The sequence below is a fragment of the Stenotrophomonas sp. WED208 genome, from assembly GCF_040984485.1.
Lineage (GTDB): Bacteria > Pseudomonadota > Gammaproteobacteria > Xanthomonadales > Xanthomonadaceae > Stenotrophomonas > Stenotrophomonas riyadhensis.
Genome location: NZ_JAZARB010000001.1, coordinates 1494148 through 1513238, shown reverse-complemented (window position 1 = coordinate 1513238; position 19091 = coordinate 1494148). Strand labels below are relative to the sequence as shown.

Here is a 19091-nt window from a genome sequence, read left to right as displayed (position 1 = left end):
GGCCAAACGCGCGCAGGAGTCCGCAACGCAAGGGGTTGGCTGGATCACGGCGCCTACCCAGGCCGCACCGGCCGCCCTCACCCGGCTATGCAGATCGCGACAAATCGCGCCAACAGAACCTCACCTCGCCAGCCACGTACAATGGCGCCCTCCCCCACCCACCGCGCCGGCACAGCCCGGTGCGGCGCTGCATGCCAAGACGCGGCGTGCGACACCTGCAAGGACCACCGATGAGTTCCTCCACTTCCGATTCACCGTCGCTGCTGCACGGTCGCGTCCTCGCGTTCGCCGCGATCCTGCTGGCCGCGATCAACCTGCGCACCGCGGTCACCTCGATCACCCCGCTGCTGGACGTGCTCGGCCAGCAGTTCGGTTTCGGCACCACCATGACCGGCGTGCTGGGCATGCTGCCGACCGCCTCGTTCGCGCTGTTCGGTGTGGCCACGCCGGCACTGGCGCGGCGCCTCGGGCTGGAGCGCACCACGCTGCTGGCGATGGTGATGGCAATGGCCGGCCTGCTGCTGCGTTCCAGCGCCGGCAATGTCGGCACGCTGCTGTTCGGTTCAGTGGTGGCACTGGCTGGCATGGGCATCGGCAACGTGGTGGTGCCGCCGCTGGTGAAGCGCTATTTCGCCAACAAGGTCGGCACCATGAGCACGCTCTACATCAGCGTGCTGCAGCTGGGCACGATGCTGCCGGCGCTGCTGGCGGTGCCGGTGGCCAACGCCGCGGGCTGGCGCGTGTCGCTGGGCATGTGGGCGCTGCTGGCGCTGGCCGCTACGCTGCCGTGGCTGCTGCTGGCCAAGCGCGCGCCGAAGCCGCAGGCCGACGCCACCGATCCAACCGCGCAGCCGCACGGCAAGGTCTGGCGCACGTCGCTGGGCTGGAGCATGACGCTGATGTTCGGCATGACCTCGCTGATGACGTACTCGATGTTCACCTGGCTGCCGCGCATCGTGGTCGAGGCCGGTGGCACGCCCGCGTTCGGTGGCGTGATGGTGGCCGTGTTCTCGGCCCTGGGCCTGCTGCCGTCGCTGGTCATTCCATCGATGGCGGTACGCATGCAGAACCCGTTCCCGCTGGTGCTGATCGGCTTCTTCTCGTTCGTGATCGCCTTCACCGGGCTGCTGCTGGCACCGATGAAGGCGCCACTGCTGTGGGCCTGCCTGCTCGGCGTTGGCCCGTCCACCTTCCCGCTGGCGCTGACCCTGATCAACCTGCGCACCCGCACCCCCACCGGCTCGGCAGCGCTGTCCGGCTTCATGCAGGGCGTGGGTTACAGCTTCAGCTGTCTGGGCCCGTTCCTGGTCGGCTGGCTGCACACGGTCAGCGACGGCTGGACTCTCCCGTTCAGCTTCCTGTTCGGCTGCGCCACCCTGATGCTGTGCGCCTCGTGGGTGGCCTGCAAGCCACGCAAGCTGGAAGATCTCTGGTGATCGTCCGGGGCCGCCTGCCGGCCCCGACCCTCCCTCATCAGCCTTCACGCGCATTTTGACGCCGGGCTGACAATTCCGGGCGGATAGTGCCCACGAATGCCCAACCTTGCCGCGTGCCGGCATCGGGCATGGGGGCGGCATCGCCGCCCGGGCCACCACTCGGTGTGCGGGGGACTCTCGTTTCAGACAAGACATTGCAGGTCGCTGTCCGGGTTGTACCCGCCCTTCCGGGCGGCATGCACGAAGGGAGTGACGCGGGCCACGGCCACGCCAAAAGCTGGCATGTGATGTGCGTCACACTTTTACAGGTTGTCTGGTTCGGAAGCCAAGGGGGTCCCCAATGGTTGTCCACCGTCGGCTGGCGTTCTGCGTCGGCCTTGCCTGCACCGCCCTGGCCTGGGCCAGCAGCGCCGCCCCGCCCGACCGCGAGGCGGCCCTGACCGAGATCGGCCGCTACCGCGACCAGGCGCGTTGGCTGGATGCCCTGGGCGCGATCGAACGTGCCAGCCAGCAGCAGCCCAACGACGACCTGCTGTTCAAGCTGCGCGTGCTGACCCTGGGCGACATCGGCAATGCCTGGCGCGCCTGGGAGCTGTACCAGCAGCGCCCTCAGCTGTTCGACGATGCACAGAAGCAGCGCCTGGAAGGCGACTACCTGGCCAAGCTGGTGGTCTGGAGCCTGGCCTACAGCAGCAGCGAGGACAGCCGCCTGGAAGAGGCCGAATCGACGCTGGCGCGCATGCAGCGCTACTTCGGCGGTGAAGGTACGCCCTCCGCACAGGCTCCGCTGCGCATCCGCATGGACCGCCTGATCCTGCTCAACCGGCTGGGCCGCCATGCACAGGTCCGCGAGGAAGCCCGGGCACTGCAGGCCGAAGGCCACCCCCTGCCCGACTACGTGCTGCCCGCCGTGGGCGATTCGTTGATGGGCACCCTGCACCCGGAGGAGGCCATTCCGGTGCTGCAGGCCGCGGTGGCCGGCGACCCGACACGCGATGCCTCGCATTCGGAACTGGCTTACGCCTACCTGGAAAGCGAGCAGCAGGAAAAGGCCATCGACCTGCTGGAGGCATGGCGCGACAAGGAGCCGGCGTGGCGCTGGAGCAACGGCAAGTCACCGTATGCGAACTGGTCGCGCTACGAGGCCGATCTCAACCTGGCGATGGTGCGCGCGTACAGCGGCGACCTGCCGACCGCACAACGCGATCTGGAATCGATGGTCGACATCGCACCGGGTAATGGCGGCCTGCAGAGTGCGTTGGGCAGCGTGTACATGATGCGCGGCTGGCCACGCAGGGCACTGCAGCGCCAGCAGATGGCACACGCGCTGGACCCGCGTGACATCGAACCGCGACTGGGCATGGAAGAGGCCTACGTTGCTCTGCAGCGCGACGACCTGGCACGGCCGCTGCACGATGACCTGATCGCGCGCTACCCCACTCAACCGGCGGTCGAACGCATGGACCAGGCCTGGCGCGCGCATCGCGGCTGGCAGCTGAAGGCTTGGACCGACATCGGCCGCAGCTCCGGTGGCGGTGGCACCTCACCGTTGGGCAACAACGATCGCCACTACGGCGTGGAAGTGGAAACACCGATCCTCGACGACCGCTGGCGGTTGTTCGCCCTCGCCGACCGGCGCTCGACCGACTTCCAGGACCAGCGCATCGATCCGCTCTGGCTCGGTGCGGGCGTGCGTTACCGCTTCGGGCGGCTGGATGCAGAAGCAGCGGTGCTGCGCGCCAACGACCACATCGGCGATACCGGGCTGCGCGCCGGCGTCGGCTGGCAGTTCAACGACTACTGGCATGCTGGCGTGGTGGCCGCGCGCAATGATCCGGAAGCCTCGATGCAGGCGCGCGCAGCCGGCATCACCGCCGACAGCGTGAGCGCGCAGGTGGACTACCGGCGTAGCGAGCTCACCCACTGGATGTTCGGCGCCAGCCGCTTCCGCTACGACGATGGCAACCATCGCGAGCTGTTCAGCACCGGCCTGGAACAGCGCCTGCTGACCCGCCCCCGCTGGCTGATCGATGGCCTGGCCAGTGCCTACACCAGTCGCGGCAGCCGCGACGATGCGCCCTACTTCAACCCGAAACGCGACCGCATGGTCGAGATCGGCCTGCGCATCGACCAGCAGCTGTGGCGGCATTACGAGCGCCACTTCCGGCATCGGCTGACTGTCTCGCTGGGTGATTACTGGCAGGACGGTTTCGGCAGTGCACTGGTGCCGTCGGTGTCCTACATGCATGAGTGGCAACTGGGCCCCGGCCGCGTGTTCGAGTACGGCGTGCGCTGGTCACGGCCGGTCTACGACGGCCATCGCGAACGCCATATCGGCTTCGAAGCCGCATTGCGCTGGGGAGACTGACATGGCCCGCATCCTGCGACTGATCGTGCTCCTGCTGCTGGCCAGCGTGCCGCCGGCGTTCGCGCAGCAACCCCTGCATCTTGATGCGATCGACAACGGCCTGCTGATCCTCAGCTACCACGACATCCGCGACCAGGTGGCCGCCAAGGGTGATGCCGATACCTATGCGGTGAGCACGCAGAACTTCGCCGCGCACCTGGACTGGCTGGGCGCACATGGCTACCACCCGGTATCGCTGTCGCAGCTGATCGAGGCCTCGCAGGGCCGCGCCACGCTGCCGCCCAAGCCGGTGCTGCTGACCTTCGATGATGGCCTGCGCAGTGTCTACGACAAGGCTTTTCCGCTGCTGCAGGCCTATCGCTACCCGGCCCTGGTGGCGGTGATCACCGACTACGTCGACATGGCGCCAGCGCGCACCATCGATTACGGCTACCGCCCGTTCGGGCATGACGACTTCGTCACATGGGCGCAGCTGAAGCAGATGCACGACAGCGGCCTGATCGAAGTGGCCAGCCATACCGATGACCTGCACCACGGCGTGCTCGCCAATCCGCAGGGCAATTCCACGCCGGCGGTGGTCACCCGCATCTACAGTCCGGCCACGCACAGCTACGAAAGCGAGGCGCAGTACGAGCAGCGCCTGCGTGCTGACCTGTCGCGCAGCGTGCAGCGCATCCAGCAGCATCTGGGCGTGCGCCCGCGCGCCATCGTCTGGCCATATGCGGCGTACAACCAGCTGAGCAACGACATCGCCGAGCAGCTGGGCATGCCGGTCTCGTTCGACCTGGAGGGTCGCAGCACGCCGGTGGCCAGCGACCTGCACGGACTGGCGCGGTTGCTGGTGAGCGACAACCCGACGGTGGAAGGCCTGGCCTATGAACTTCGCCGTGATGTCGCACTCGACGGTATCCGCGCCCTGCAGATCGATCTGGACGATGTGTATGACCCCGATCCGGCGCAGCAGGCGCGCAATCTCGATGCATTGATCGAGCGGGTCAAGCGCATCGCGCCGACTCACGTCTACCTGCAGGCCTTCGCGGATCCGGACGGCAACAACACTGCCGATGCGCTGTACTTCCCCAACCGCCACATGCCGATGCGGGCGGACCTGTTCAGCCGCGTCGCCTGGCAGCTGAAATCCCGCGCGGGCGTGAAGGTCTACGCGTGGCTGCCCGTGCTCGGCTTCGAGCTGCCCGACCCGGTGCAGCGCCAGGCGTTGGCGATCCACAACGGTGATGCAGATGGCATGTACCGGCTGGACTTCACCAACCCGAAGGCGCGCCAGATCATGCTCGACATCTACGAGGACCTGGCGGTCAACTCGTACTTCGAGGGCCTGCTGTTCCATGACGATGGCTACCTGCGCGACACCGAGTTGCCCAGGCTGGCGGCCGGCGATGGTGGCAGCGCCCGCACGCAGGCATTGATCGACTTCACCCTGGCACTGCGTGACAGCGCGCAGCGCTGGCGACCGAAGCTGGCCACGGTGCGCAACCTGTATGCCGAGCCGGTGCTGCGTCCACAGAGCGAGGCCTGGTTCGCGCAGCGCCTGGACCTGTTCAACAAGGCCTACGACCAGACCGCACTGATGGCGATGCCGTGGATGGAAGGCAGCAAGCACCCCGAACGCTGGCTCGACCAGCTGCTGGCCGCAGTGCGCGTGCACGACCGGCAACTGCAGCACACGCTGTTCGAGCTGCAGACCGTCGATTGGCGCAGCGGACAGCCGATTCCCGCCGAGCGCCTGCGTGCGCAGATCCGCCAGCTGCAGGCGCAGGGTGTGCACCACTTCGCCTGGTACCCGGACGATTTTATCGCCGACCAGCCCTCCACCCGTGATGCCCGCGCGGCAATGTCCGCCGGCAACTTCCCGTACCCGGAGAAGTGACATGGACATGCATCCGTTGCTGCAGGTCCTGTTCCAGTTCGCCTTCTACTACCCGATGGTGATGGCGTTCTTCTGGATGTCCGGCGGGCTGTATTACTACTTCCGGCGCGAGCGCCACTCTCGACCGCGCAACGATCCGCCGCTGATGGTCGATCCTCCCTTCGCCAGCCTGCTGATTCCCTGCCACAACGAGTCCGCGAACCTCGACGACACGCTCGGCGCGGCACTGGCGCAGCGCTACCCGGCCGACTATGAAGTGATCGCCATTGATGACGGCAGCAGCGATGACACCGGCGCGAGGCTGGATGCGCTCGCTGCGAAGCATCCGCGGCTTCGCGTGCTGCACCTGGACCGCAACCTGGGCAAGGCCAACGCCCTGCGCATGGGCGCACTGGCGGCGCGCTCGGAGTACCTGGTGTGCATTGACGGCGACGCGATGCTGGAAGAACACGCGCTGCACTGGATGATCTGGCATCTGGTCAGCGGCAACCGGGTCGGTGCCGTCACCGGCAACCCGCGCATCCGCAACCGCTCCACCCTGCTCGGTCGCCTGCAGGTGGCCGAGTTTTCCTCGATCATCGGCATGATCAAGCGCGCGCAGCGCGTGTATGGACGCATCTTCACCATCTCCGGGGTGATCGCCGGCTTCCGACGCACCGCCCTGCACCAGGTCGGCTGGTGGTCCGATGACATGGTGACCGAGGACATCGACATCAGCTGGCGCTTGCAGCGCGCGCACTGGGACATCCGCTACGAGCCCAACGCACTGTGCTTCATCCTGATGCCGGAAACGCTGAAGGGACTGTGGCGGCAGCGACTGCGTTGGGCGCAGGGCGGCGTGGAGGTGATGCTGCGCCATGCGCGCTCGCTGCTGCACTGGAAGGAGCGGCGCATGTGGGGCGTGCTGCTGGAGTACGTGCTGAGCGTGATCTGGGCCTACACCATGCTGTTCATCGTGCTGCTGTGGGCGCTGGGCAAGTTCATCGAGCTGCCGCCACAGCTGCATATCGCCAGCCTGCTGCCGGAGTGGCATGGCGTGATCCTGGCGATGGTCTGCCTGCTGCAGTTCGCCAGCAGCCTGATCATCGACCGGCGTTACGAAACACAGATTGGACGCAACTACTTCTGGGTCATCTGGTACCCGATGGCGTACTGGCTGATCAGCCTTTCCACCACCCTGGTGGCGCTTCCCAAGACCCTGCTGCGTCGTCGCAGCAAGCGCGCCACCTGGACCAGTCCTGATCGGGGTATCCGATGAACGCACAACACCCGTCCAACCGCTTCGACTCGCGGATGATCCGCAAGCCACACCATCAACCGCGCTTCCAGCGCACTGCCTGGGGGTTCGTCACGCTGGCGTTCTGGGGCTTCTACTTCTACCTGTGGGCGCCCTTGGTCACCCTGCTCTCGTGGCTGATCGGCGGCCAGCTGGCCTGGCGGCAGCTGTACGAACGGCAAAGCCAGTTCGATCCCTATGTGCTGGTGGCACTGCCGCTGATGCTGTTATGTGCCAGCGTGCTGCTGATCGGCTGGGCCGAATACAACCGCGCGCGCTTCCGTGGCCACGAGCGACGCCTGCCGCGACCACTGGCCAGCCTCAATGAAGTCGCGGCCGATCTGGGTGCCAGCACCGGCCTTGCCGAGCGCCTGCTGGGCTGCAAGGCCGCCACGCTGCACATGGACGATCATGCGCGGCCGATCGGCATCCGCCGGGAAGTGGTGTAACTCGATTGCCCTGGGTGCCGACCTTGGTCGGCACTTGCTTTGGTAGATGCCGACCTTGGTCGGCGCTTGGGCCTGGTGGGTGCCGACCTTGGTCGGCACCGGGGTCTACCGCGAAGAGCATCCACGCATGGCGTGGCTCTACTTGCGGGTCTGCCCTTCGCCGCGCACAACGAAGCGCTCGACGGTGAGTGCCTCCAGCCCCATCGGGCCATACGCGTGCAGGCGCGTGGTGGAGATGCCGATCTCGCTGCCCAGGCCCAGCTGGCCGCCGTCGGAGAAACGCGAGGACGCATTGACCATCACCACCGCCGAGCGCAGTGCGTTGACGAAGCGCTCGGCATGGCCGGCGTCTTCGGTGGCGATCACTTCGGTGTGGTCGGAGGTATAGGTGCGGATGTGCGCGATAGCCGCATCGAGGTCGTCGACCACGCGCACCGCCAGCACCAGATCGAGGAACTCGGCGGCATAGTCGTCTTCGGTGGCGGCGGTGCTGCCCGGCAGCAGCGGTTGCGCCAGTGCATCGGCGCGCAGCTGCACACCCCGCTCGCCTAGCGCCTGCGCCACGCGCGGCAGGAACGATTTGGCCACGTCGTGGTGTACCAGCAGCGTCTCCAGCGAGTTGCAGGCTGCAGGGCGGCTGCATTTACCATCCACCAGCAGGTCAATGGCCTTGCCGAGGTCGGCACTGGCATCCACGAACAGGTGGCAGACGCCCTTGTAGTGCTTGATCATCGGCACCCGCGCATGCTCGGCAACGAAGCGGATCAGGCCTTCGCCGCCTCGCGGAATCGCCAGATCGATCAGCTCATGCAGCTGCAGCAGTTCCAGCATCGCTTCGCGGCGCAGGTCGGTCAGCACGGTCACCGCCGCCGGCGGTACGCCGTTGGCCTTCAATGCGCCGGACAACGCTTGGGCGATGGCGGTGTTGGAGTGGATCGCCTCGGAGCCTCCGCGCAGGATCACGCCATTGCCGGCCTTCAGGCACAGGGCGGCCGCTTCGGCGGTCACATTCGGGCGGGCTTCGTAGATCATCGCGATCACCCCCAGCGGAACGCGCACCTTCTGCACACGGATGCCGTTTGGACGCACATCGTCGCGGGTGACCTGGCCGACCGGATCGGGCAGCGCAGCGACCTCACGCACGGCTTCGGCCATCGCGAACAGGCGCGCCGGGTCCAACGCAAGGCGATCAAGCATGGCCGTGCCAACGCCCTTGTCGCGCGCGGCGGCGAGGTCACGCGCATTGCCGGCCAGGATCAGCCCGGCATTCACTTCCAATGCCTGTGCCATGGCCAGCAGCAGCGTGCGGCGGGCCGCACTGTCGAGGTCGGCAACGATCTGGGCCGCGTCACGGCAGGCACGCGCCTGCGCTTCGATTTCGCTCATCGGGGTGTCCTTCAAACCGGTCATGGCAGTACCAGATCGTCGCGATGGACGACACTGCCACCGTAGTTGTAGCCCAGCACGGCCTCGATGTCGCGCGAATGGCGACCGGCGATCCGGCGCACATCATCGGCGGCGTACTGGCTGACGCCGCGGGCGATGCAGACACGGCCCTGTGGTGCATTCCAGCACACCTGCACCATATCGCCACGGCGGAACGCGCCTTCCGCACCGGTGATGCCGCCGGGCAACAGCGATGCACCCTTCTCGCGCATGGCCTGTGCCGCACCGGCATCGATCACGATCGCGCCTTCGGTCAGCGGTGCATGCCGCAGCCAGTGCTTGCGGGCCGCCTCGCGGCTGCGCGCGGCGTGGATGCGGGTGCCGAACAGGCGGTCCTGCGCCAGTGCACGCACCACGTCGCTGCTGCGGCCGTTGAAAAGGTAGGTCTCGATGCCGAGACGACCCGCCTTGGCCGCCGCCTCAAGCTTGGTCCGCATGCCGCCGGTACCGGCGCGCGAACCTGCGCCACCGGCCATCGCCAGCACATCGTCACTCAGTTCCGGCACGTCGTGCAACGGCCGCGCATCGGCCACGGTGCGCGGGTCCGCGCTGTACAGTCCGTCGATGTCGGTGGCAATGAACAGCGCATCGGCATCGACCAGCGCAGCCACGGTTGCCGCCAGGTTGTCGTTGTCGCCGAGCTTGAGTTCGTCCACCGACACGGTGTCGTTCTCATTGACCACCGGCAACGCGCCCAGCCGCAGCAACTCATTGAGCGTGGCACGTGCGTTGAGGTAGCGGCGGCGGTTGCGCAGATCGTCGTGGGTCAGCAGCACCTGCGCCACCGGGCGCTCGAAGAAGCGCTGCCAGAGCCCGATCAGCTGGGCCTGGCCGAGCGCAGCCAGCGCCTGCCGCGCCGCCATCGCCGCACCGGGCTCATCAGCCCGGGGAAGAATCGCGCGGCCAGCGGCGACCGCGCCCGAGGACACGATCACCACCTCGCGTCCGGCCAGCACGTTGGCCGAGACGAACTGTGCCAGGCCCAGTGCGTGGCGTGGCGACAGGCCGCCGCCATCGGCCGCCAACAGGCTGCTGCCAACCTTGAGCACCGCACGCCGCCACGGCGGCAGCGCCTGTTCGGGGAACGGCGAGGCGACGGTGGCGGCGTGCAGGGTCATCAGTCAGTGTCTCAGCGGGTGTTCCATTCGTGCACGGTCAGCTCGGAGGCCTGCATCGTCACCAGCGGATCGGTGGCGACGATGGCCTGCGCCTGTTCCAGGCTCTCGACGTTGCACAGCACATAGGCACCACCGCTGCCATCGGCGAAACCGCCAGTCAGCTGCAGCTTGCCTTGTGTCTGCAATGCATCGAGAAAGTCACGGTGCGGCTGCACGGCGGCCGCGTTGAAATCGGGCCGGCGCATGGCCAGCACCAGGTAGACGGTGCCGGCCATCAGGTCAGCGCCTGCCAGCGTGCGCGCAGTTCGTCCAGGCGCAGGTCGGCGGCCGAACCCGGCGACACGCGTGCGGCCAGGCTGCCCTCCGGGGTGCGTCCCTGCCCTGCACTGTCGGCGCCGGCAGCTGCGGCCTTGTAGGCCTCGCGGAACGGCACGCCGGCCACGGCCGCTTCCACGGCCACGTCGGTGGCATACATGCCCGAATCGATCGCCGCACGCAGCCGGTCGTCACGCCATTCCAGGTTGGCCAGCAGCGCCGGCAGCAGCTCCAGCGCGGCCAGGCCACGGCCGAAACCGTGGAAGATGGCGCCCTTGGACGACTGCAGGTCACGGTGATAACCGGACGGCAGCGACAGCAGCTGTTCGATCTCGGTGCGTGCAGCGGCGACACTGGCGTGGGTCGCACGCATCAGTTCGATCACGTCCGGGTTGCGCTTGTTGGGCATGATCGAACTGCCGGTGGTGTACTGCGCCGGCAGCGCGACGAAGCCGAACTCCGCGCTGGTGAACAGCGACAGGTCCCAGGCAATGCGACGCAGGTCCAGCGTGGCGCCCCCCAGGGCTTCCAGTGCGGCCAGCTCGAACTTGCCGCGCGACAGCTGCGCGTAGATCGGCGAAACCTGCATGCGCGCAAAGCCCAGCGCCGCCGTGGTGTGCTCGCGGTCCAGCGGCAGATTCACACCGTAGCCGGCAGCCGTGCCAAGCGGGTTGGCGTCGACCAGCGCATGGGTACCCCGGGCACGGATGGCATTGTCGATGAAGGCCTCGGCCCATCCGGCCCACCACATGCCGGCCGAGGACACCACGGCGCGCTGGATATGGGTGTAGCCGGGAATCGGCAGGTCCTTCTCGGCCTGCGCACGGTCCAGCGCGACCTTGGCAACTTCTGCGCTGAGCTGGGCCACACGCTGCAGCTTCTCCTTCAGCCACAGACGGGTGGCGACCAGGATCTGGTCATTGCGGCTGCGGCCGGTGTGGATCTTGCGGCCGGCATCGCCGAGGCGTTCGGTCAGGCGCGCTTCGATCGCCGAGTGGCCATCTTCGTACTGCGTGTCCAGCACGAAGCGGCCTTCACGGAAGTCCTGCGCCAACACGTCGAGCTCGCGCAGCAGGCCGGCCAGTTCATCGGCGCTGAGGATGCCGATGTGCTGCAGGCCCTGCGCATGCGCGGCGCTGGCGGCGATGTCATGCAGGAAGAACTCGCGGTCGAGGATCACGTCGTCACCGGCGAGGAAGGTCTGGATCTGGGCGTCGACGGCGACGCCGGGCTTCTGCCAAAGAAGGTCTGCCATGGGGGCTCCGGAATACGTGTTCAGTGCGGGATCGACGTCAGTTCGTCGATGCCCAGCGCGAGGTTGAGGTTCTGCATGGCCTGGGTGGCCGCGCCCTTCAGCAGGTTGTCCAGGGTCGCCACCACCACCACCCGCTTGCCGCCCGGGGCCAGGGTGAAGCCACCGACCTGGGCACCGTGGCGGCCGGCGATGCGGCTGACCCACGGCGCTTCATCCACCACCTCGATCAGCGGTTCGCCCGCATAGGCCTGCTGGAAACGCTCGACGATCTGTTCGCGGGTCTGCACGCGGTTCAGCCACAGGTTGGCGGTGAGCGTGATGCCACGGAAATGCGGCGCGACGTGTGGCATGAATTCAACCGCCACGCCCAGCTGGACCGACACTTCGCGCTCGTGCACGTGGTTGGTCAGCGCATACGGCATCAGGTTGTCGGCCAGCAGTTCGACGTTGTTCTTGTCCGACGGCGTGGTGCCGGCGCCGGAATAGCCGGACACACCGAAGCACTGCGGCGGACCGGCCAGCAGGTCCAGCAGCGGATGCACCGCCAGCTGCATCGCCGTGGCATAGCAGCCCGGGTTGCTGATGTGCTTCTGGCCGTTGTAGCGGCCGCGGGTCAGCTCCGGCAGGCCGTAGTACCAGCTGTTGTCGAAGCGGTAGTCGGCCGACAGGTCGACGATGACGGTGTCCGGCTTCGCCGCGTCCAGTGCGGCCACGAACGGTGCGGCCAGGCCGTTGGGCAGGGCCAGGATCACCGCGTCCACGCCCTTGGCGGCCACGGCGTCAGCGTCCAGGTTCTCGTACTGCAGCTCGCCCTGGAATTCCGGATGGTGGTCGGACAGGCGCTGCCCGGCGCGTTCGCGCGAGGACACGAAGGCCAGCTTCAGCCGCGGGTGCGCGGCCACCAGCTTGATCAGCTCGGCGCCGGTATGGCCACGGGCGCCGACGATGCCCAGGGTGAAAGTCGAATCGTTCATGCGTGGCTGTCCAGGCGGTGCTGCAGGTGGCGCTTCACGCCCTGCCATTCCGTATCGATGATGGAGAAGATGACCGTGTCGCGCGGCGTGCCGTCGGCATGCCGCTTGTGGTTGCGCAGCACGCCGTCCTGCTTGGCGCCGAGGCGGGCGATGGCGGTGCGCGAGGTGAAGTTGAACCAGCTGGTTTCCAGCACCAGGCTGATGCAGCCCATGGTTTCGAAGGCGTGCTGCAGCAGCAACAGCTTGGTTTCGGTGTTGACGCCGGTACGCTGCACGCGCGGTGCATACCAGGTGTAGCCGAGGCTGAGTTTGGGCACGCCGGCATCCATGTCGTAGAAGCGGGTGGTACCCACGATGTCACCCGCCGCATCGAGGATCACGAACGGCAGCACCTTGCCTTCCACCTGCGCCTGCAGCGCGGCCTGCACATAGTGCTCGACCCGCTCCGGCGAAGGCACCTGGGTGTACCAGAGCTGGTCCAGGCCACTGCCCTCCACGGCGGCGCGCAGGCCAGGCACATGCTCGGGCTGCAGCGGTTGCAGTGTCACGTGCTGGCCGCGCAGGGTGGGAATCGTAGTCCAGTGATCGGAATGGTCCATCATTCAGCCCTGCAGGCTCGGTGCGCGCTGGGCGCAGTGGTCGACATAGGTGCTGATCCGGTCGATGCCATCGGCGCCGTACCAGAACACCTTCCAATGGCCCTGCTTGTAGCAGCCATCGGATTCAGCATAGTAGAAATGATTGATCGGGTTGCCATTGCGCGAACGCCAGAACAGCTGCGGCGTTTCATCCCGCATCACGTTCCACACCGCGCGGCCGAGGCCTTCACCCTGTGCATCATCGAGCACGGCGAACTTGTCCAGGTACACGCCCTCGGCTTCGTCGGTGAGGATCACCGCGGTGCGGTAGTTCTCGCTGACATAGGCGCGCAGCAGCTTGGTCTTCTGGAAATAGTCAGGCACCAGCGTGCGGCCGAAGCTGGATTCGATCAGGCCCTTCAGCCGCGGCAGGTCCAGCTCGTTCCACGCGGTGGCGCGCAGCACCTTCTCGCCCTTGCGCACCAGCGTGCCCGAGCCCTTGTGGGTGAACAGTTCCTTGGCCAGGTCCGCCGGGCGCGTGATCGACACCGACGATTCCAGCGGCAGGCGGTCGAGCAGATCCTTGATCTGTTCGATCTTCACCTTCATGCCGCCGTGGATCCAAGGCTGCGCGATCAGGTGGTCGTACTCGGTGGACAGGTTGATCGAATCGATCACGCTGCCCTGCTCGTCCAGCAGGCCGCCGGTGCCGGTCAGGAAAATGATCTTGTACGGCTGCAGCTCCTGCACCAGCTCGTTGGCGGCGAAGTCGGCATTGACGTTGAGGATCTGGCCACCGGCGGTTTCGCCCAGGCTGGTGATGACCGGAATCGAACCGGCGCGCAGGCTGGCTTCGATCGGCGCCAGGTTGACCCGCTTCACTTCACCGACCAGGCCGTAGGTGTCCACGTCCAGGTACTCCGCCTCGAACACGCCACCGGTGATCGAGGTGGCGCGCGCGCCGTTCTGCTGCAGGGCTTCGACCAGGCGCAGGTTGGACTGCTGGAACACCCGGCGCACGATCGCCAGCGCTTCCGGCGAGGTCACGCGCAGACCGTTGACGGTCTGCTTCTCGATGCCGGCGGCCGACAGTTCGGCATCCAGCTGCGGGCCGGCGCCGTGCAGCACGATCGGGGTCAGGCCGACTTCCTGCAGGAACGACAGCGAAGAGGTCAGCGCGTCGAGGTCGTCGCGCAGCACCGCGCCGCCGACCTTGACCACGGCAAAGCGCTTGGCGTCCAGCTGCGAGAAGCGCTTGAGGTACTGGCTGATCTCCTTCGCGCTGGCCATGCTGGAAAGCAGGCGCACGATGGTCTGGCGGGTCTGGCGGTGGGGCTGGAGGGCAGGAGACATTTCGGTTTCGTCACAGGCGGCGGTCGCCGCGTTGCAGTTCCACCCGGCCAGGGCCGGGCGGCGTTGTGGGGTCGATCAGGCGCCGGCGGCGATGATGCGGTGCACGGCGTCGGTGTAGCGCTGCAGCTGGTCCAGCGTCACGAACTCATCGGCGGTGTGGGCCTGGGCGATGTCGCCCGGGCCGAACACCAGCGTGGTGTAGCCAGCAGCGGAGAACAGCGAGGCTTCGGTCCAGAAGTCCACCGCGTTGCCGATCGGCAGCTCCAGCGCATCGGCCACGTCGCGCGCCAGCAGGCGGCGGTTCTCGGCCTCGGCGATGTCACCGGCCGGCAGGCTGGGGCCACGGAAGGTCTCGGTGAACAGTGCCGCTTCCGGTTCGGCGAAGCCGGCGAAAGTGGCGAGCAATCCATCGATATCCATCGACGGCAGCGGACGGAACCCGAAACGCACTTCGGCGGCCGGCGCGATCATGTTGGCCTTGATCCCGCCTTCGACGCGACCGATGTTGAAGCGCAGGCCGGTGAGGCCACCGAAGCGTGCCGAGGCCAGCGATTCCACATGGTCCAATGCGCGGTTGCCCCAGCGCATGGCCTGGTGCAGCGCGCTGGCGGCCGCATCCTGCTTGCCCGAAGCGTGCCCGGCGCGGCCGGCGAACTGCATCAGCACCGAACTGATGCCACGGTGCGCCAGCACCGCTTCACTCATTGTCGGCTCCGCCACCAGCACCGCTTCATACGGCAGGCCACGGGCCAGGAACGCGGCGATGCAGCGCGGATCGTTGGCTTCCTCGTCGCTGGAGAACAGGAACGCGGCATCGCCATCACTGGCATTGGCCGCGGCCACCAGCGCGGCGGCGGCGCCCTTGATGTCACACACGCCCAGGCCGACCACACGGTCGTCCAGGCGCCGCATCACGTGCGGGTCTGCACTCCAGTGCGGCGAATCCGGCACGGTGTCCAGATGCACGTTGAACAGGTACTTCGGCGTGCCGCGCACGGCGTACAGGCTGACCGCACCGGCGCCATGGTCGATCACCTCGACGTTGAAGCCGGGCAGGTTCGCGCGCAGGTAATCGAAGATGCCACCGGTGGTGATCGCACGCGGCGGGTTGCGGGTGTCGAAGGACACCAGGGCCTGCAGGTGATCGAGCGTCTGTTCAAGCATGAATCAACAATCCTGGTAGTGCCGGCCGCTGGCCGGCAACGATGTCGGTGGTGAGTGCCGGCCAGCGGCCGGCACTACCGTCACAGGTCAACCGCGGTTGACCTGCGCGTAAAGCGTCGAGCTCATGCCGAACAGCTTGATGAAGCCCTCAGCCTCCTCCACGCCCCAGTCGGCCGACTGCGCGTAGGTGGCGCCCTTGGTGTTGAGCAGGTGCGGCGACTTCACCGCCACTGCATCGACGCGGCCGCCGCGGGTTTCCAGCACCACTTCGCCATTGACCTTGGCCTGCGAGGACTTCAGGAAGGCCTCGATGTCGGTCTTCAGCGGGTCGTGGTAGAAGCCTTCGTACACCAGCTCCACCCACTTGCGCGCCACGTCCGGCTTGAAGCGGTTCTGCTGCTTGGTCAGCACGGCGTCTTCCAGCGCGCGATGCGCGGCCAACAGCGAAACCAGGCCCGGGGCCTCGAACACGATGCGACCCTTCAGACCAATCACGGTGTCACCGGTGTAGACGCCGCGGCCAACACCGTAGGGGGCGAACAGCTTGTTGAGCTGGGCCAGGATCTGGTCGCCCGGCAGCGCCTTGCCGTTCAGTTCGACGGCTTCGCCCTCAACGAACTTCAGAGTCACGGTCAGCGCCTGTTCCGGCCACTCGCTGCGCGGTGCGCACCAGCCGCGGGCGCCCTCGCCCGGGGCTTCCCAGCGGTCGATCTCGCCGCCGGACATGGTCAGGCCCAGCAGGTTCTCGTTGATGGTGTAGGCCTGCTGCTTGGCACGCACGCCGAAGCCGCGTTCTTCCAGGTACTTCTGCTCGTAGGCGCGGGTCTGGGTGTGTTCCTTCTGGATCTCGCGGATCGGCGCGATGATCTGGTAGTCGCCCAGCGCCTTCACGGCCAGGTCGAAGCGGACCTGGTCGTTGCCCATGCCGGTGCAGCCGTGGGCGATGATGTTGGTGCCCAGTTCGGCGGCACGCTTCAGCGCGGCATCGACGATCAGGTAGCGGTCGGAGACCAGCAGCGGGTACTGGCCCTGGTAGCCTTCGCCGGCCCACACGAACGGCTTGACGAAGCCTTCCCAGATGGCCGGGCCACCGTTGACGGTGACATGGCTGGCCACGCCCAGTTCGGCGGCGCGCTTCTCGATGAAATCGCGCTCTTCATCATCCACGCCGCCGGTGTCGGCGAACACGGTGTGCACGTTGTAGCCGCGCTCCTGCAGGTACGGCACGCAGAAGCTGGTATCCAGGCCGCCGGAGAAGGCGAGAACGACGTCTTTGTTGCTCATGGGGATCAGGTCCACTTGGGGGATGGGAATTCGGTAGAGCCGACCGCTGGTCGGCTGAAATGTTGGATGCGCCGCTGCGGGAGCAGCCGACCAACGGTCGGCTCTACCCCTTGTTTGATTCAGCGCCCGGCAACCGCCGCCATGATCGCCTTCTGCACGTGCAGGCGGTTCTCGGCTTCGTTGATGGCGATGCACTGCGGCGAATCCATCACCGCATCGGTGGCCTTCACGTTGCGGCGCAGCGGCAGGCAGTGGCTGAACACACCGTTGTTGGTCAGCGCCATCTTCCGCTCGTCCACGATGAAGTGCTTGAACTGGTCGCGGATCGGCTTTTCCGGTTCCCAGTTGCCGAAGAACGGCAGCGCGCCCCAGCTCTTGGCGTAGACCACGTCGGCACCGGCGTAGGCGCTGTCGATGTCATGGCTGATCTTCAGCGAGCCGCCGCTCTCGGCCACGTTCTGCTCGGCCCAGCCCATGTAGCGGTCGTCGAGGATGTAGTCGGCGGTCGGGCACAGCAGGGTCACGTCCATGCCCATGCGGGTGGCGATGGTCAGCGCCGAATTGGCGACGGCGGTGTTCAGCGGCTTGGGGTGGTAGGTCCAGGTCAGCACGTACTTCTTGCCGCGCAGGTCCTGGGTGCCGAAGTGCTCCTGCAGGGCCATGATGTGGGCCAGCTCCTGGCACGGGTGGGTGATGGTCTCCATGTTGATGACCGGCACCGGCGAGTACTTGGCGAAGCTGTTGAGGACGATGTCCTGGCGGTCGTAGGCCCAGTCGATGAACTTGGGGAACGCGCGCACGGCGATGATGTCGCAGTAACGGCCCAGCACCTTGGCCACTTCAGCGATGTGCTCTTCGGTATCGCCATCCATCACCGTGCCGAGGTTGAACTCGATCGGCCACGCATCCTTGCCCGGCTGCAGCACCACCGCGTGGGCACCCAGCTGGAACGCACCCAGTTCAAAGCTGGTGCGGGTGCGCATGGACGGATTGAAGAACACCAGCGCGATCGACTTGCCCTTGAGCTGGTCGCCGAGCTTGTTGCGCTTGAACAGCGCGGCCTGGGTCAGCAGCGCGTCGAGATCGCTGCGGCTCCAGTCCTGGGTGTTCAGGAAGTGCTTGGGGGACATCATCTTTCCTTGCGTGGCGGCGCCGGGTTCGACGCGGTGGAAGGGAAAACAGGAACCAAAGGTGGAACGAAAAGGTTGCAGTTGCAGCTTTCAGAACGCGAAAACGAAAAAACCCAGCCGGCGGGCTGGGTTTTTTTCGGACGAACAGCAAAAAGCTCCGGTTACCCAGCGAGGATGTGGGGTTCCGGTCGACGCGCACGCGAGGTCATGCCCGACGCCTGTCGGGCTGCGCTGCTGTCGTGCTGGAAGTCGGTGAGCTTCATGGTCATCCATCTTTGCATGCGGCCGGGGCCGGCGCAAGGGGCCGGGGTCGCAGAATCAGGGATTGCTGGCAGTGCCCTGCTCGGGGCCGACCCAGGGAGTGATCGACACCCGGATCTTCAGCCGGTTGCCGGGGTCTTCCGGCAGCCGCGAGCGGTACTTGGTGCCCTTGTAGACGTAGTCCACGTCGTAGGCGATGGGCCGGCGGAACTCACGCCCCACCGGCACGATGCGGCAGTCGCGGGTCAGCATCGGGCCGTTGTTGGCCGGCGCTGGCGCCGGCGTCTCGACGGCAGTCTCCTCGGAGACCTCTTCATCGCTGCGCTTGAACATCGAGCGCACCGAGTCCCAGAAGCGGCTGATCCGTCCCTTGTCCTCGACCGGCTCTTCACCGGTGACATTGACCGGGGCCAGGGTCCGGGTCGAGATCGGCTCGCAGTGTTCTTCGGTCCGCGTCGCGCGCAGGGTCTGGAACACCGGCTCGACGTTCAGCACCTGCGCATAGTCGAACTTCACGTTCTCGACGATCACCACCCGGTTGCGCGGCTCGGCCTCCTGCGCCTGGGCCACGGCAGCCGTCGCCGACAGGCAGGCCAGGGTCAGCAACGCGGTGGATTTCATTGGCGACGGGAGCAAGGACACGGCAATAGTGTAGGCAGTGGCGAGCGCAAGGGGCTGAACATTACCCGTCCGCGCCGCTCCTGCCCACCCCACCCCGGGTGGAGCTGGCGTCCACCGGTGGCAATGGGTGCCCCCAAAGGGGGCCGACACGTTCTAAAATCTCAGGCTTGTCCCC

Annotated in this window: 16 protein-coding genes; 5 read left to right on the top strand and 11 right to left on the bottom strand. The window is 66.8% G+C overall.

Annotation, left to right across the window (positions count from 1 at the left end; translation table 11 throughout):
• Positions 1-230 precede the first annotated feature (230 nt).
• The 5 genes from VPH47_RS06655 to pgaD all read left to right on the top strand — a co-directional run bounded on the left by VPH47_RS06655 (position 231) and on the right by pgaD (position 7417).
• Positions 231-1436 carry a CynX/NimT family MFS transporter gene (locus VPH47_RS06655; protein ID WP_368850361.1) on the top strand — a complete coding sequence of 402 codons (1206 nt, stop codon included), beginning with the start codon at positions 231-233 and terminating at the stop codon, positions 1434-1436.
• A 340-nt stretch (positions 1437-1776) separates the two neighbouring features.
• On the top strand, positions 1777-3804 hold the full coding sequence (gene pgaA, locus VPH47_RS06650; protein WP_368850360.1) for a poly-beta-1,6 N-acetyl-D-glucosamine export porin PgaA: 2028 nt from the start codon (positions 1777-1779) through the stop codon (positions 3802-3804).
• 1 nt (position 3805) lies between these two features.
• Positions 3806-5692, top strand: a complete 1887-nt coding sequence (gene pgaB / locus VPH47_RS06645) for a poly-beta-1,6-N-acetyl-D-glucosamine N-deacetylase PgaB (protein WP_368850359.1) — start codon at positions 3806-3808, stop codon at positions 5690-5692.
• Between the two features lies 1 nt (position 5693).
• Positions 5694-6950, top strand: a complete 1257-nt coding sequence (gene pgaC, locus VPH47_RS06640; RefSeq protein WP_110712913.1) for a poly-beta-1,6-N-acetyl-D-glucosamine synthase — start codon at positions 5694-5696, stop codon at positions 6948-6950.
• On the top strand, positions 6947-7417 hold the full coding sequence (gene pgaD, locus VPH47_RS06635; RefSeq protein ID WP_110712914.1) for a poly-beta-1,6-N-acetyl-D-glucosamine biosynthesis protein PgaD: 471 nt from the start codon (positions 6947-6949) through the stop codon (positions 7415-7417). Before pgaC ends, pgaD begins: the two co-directional genes overlap by 4 nt.
• 138 nt (positions 7418-7555) lie before the next feature.
• On the opposite strand, the gene VPH47_RS06630 is transcribed toward pgaD, so the two are convergent.
• The 11 genes from VPH47_RS06630 to VPH47_RS06580 all read right to left on the bottom strand — a co-directional run bounded on the left by VPH47_RS06630 (position 7556) and on the right by VPH47_RS06580 (position 18916).
• Entirely contained in the window at positions 7556-8827 is a 1272-nt protein-coding gene (locus VPH47_RS06630) for a glutamate-5-semialdehyde dehydrogenase (RefSeq protein ID WP_368850358.1), read from the bottom strand.
• Positions 8824-9981, bottom strand: a complete 1158-nt coding sequence (gene proB / locus VPH47_RS06625; RefSeq protein WP_110712916.1) for a glutamate 5-kinase — start codon at positions 9979-9981, stop codon at positions 8824-8826. The genes VPH47_RS06630 and proB overlap by 4 nt, the downstream gene beginning before the upstream one ends.
• A gap of 11 nt (positions 9982-9992) precedes the next feature.
• Complete coding sequence (locus VPH47_RS06620; RefSeq protein WP_153855932.1) at positions 9993-10256, bottom strand: YciI family protein; 264 nt, start codon at positions 10254-10256, stop codon at positions 9993-9995.
• The gene (gene argH / locus VPH47_RS06615) at positions 10256-11551 is read right to left on the bottom strand and encodes an argininosuccinate lyase (protein WP_368850357.1); all 1296 of its coding nucleotides are present in this window, start codon (positions 11549-11551) and stop codon (positions 10256-10258) included. The genes VPH47_RS06620 and argH overlap by 1 nt, the downstream gene beginning before the upstream one ends.
• A 20-nt stretch (positions 11552-11571) precedes the next feature.
• On the bottom strand, positions 11572-12525 hold the full coding sequence (gene argC / locus VPH47_RS06610) for an N-acetyl-gamma-glutamyl-phosphate reductase (protein ID WP_153855930.1): 954 nt from the start codon (positions 12523-12525) through the stop codon (positions 11572-11574).
• Positions 12522-13124 carry a GNAT family N-acetyltransferase gene (locus tag VPH47_RS06605; RefSeq protein ID WP_368850356.1) on the bottom strand — a complete coding sequence of 201 codons (603 nt, stop codon included), beginning with the start codon at positions 13122-13124 and terminating at the stop codon, positions 12522-12524. The genes argC and VPH47_RS06605 overlap by 4 nt, the downstream gene beginning before the upstream one ends.
• A gap of 3 nt (positions 13125-13127) precedes the next feature.
• Positions 13128-14456: an acetylglutamate kinase gene (locus VPH47_RS06600; RefSeq protein WP_032129401.1), complete on the bottom strand. Its 1329-nt coding sequence runs from the start codon at positions 14454-14456 to the stop codon at positions 13128-13130.
• Between the two features lie 75 nt (positions 14457-14531).
• Entirely contained in the window at positions 14532-15620 is a 1089-nt protein-coding gene (locus VPH47_RS06595; protein WP_110712918.1) for an acetylornithine deacetylase, read from the bottom strand.
• An 87-nt stretch (positions 15621-15707) separates the two neighbouring features.
• Complete coding sequence (locus tag VPH47_RS06590) at positions 15708-16904, bottom strand: argininosuccinate synthase (protein ID WP_110712919.1); 1197 nt, start codon at positions 16902-16904, stop codon at positions 15708-15710.
• Between the two features lie 119 nt (positions 16905-17023).
• Positions 17024-18034 (bottom strand): N-acetylornithine carbamoyltransferase, encoded by a 1011-nt coding sequence (locus VPH47_RS06585; RefSeq protein ID WP_014037861.1) that lies wholly within the window; start codon positions 18032-18034, stop codon positions 17024-17026.
• Between the two features lie 318 nt (positions 18035-18352).
• On the bottom strand, positions 18353-18916 hold the full coding sequence (locus VPH47_RS06580) for a hypothetical protein (protein ID WP_110712920.1): 564 nt from the start codon (positions 18914-18916) through the stop codon (positions 18353-18355).
• Positions 18917-19091: the final 175 nt, after the last annotated feature.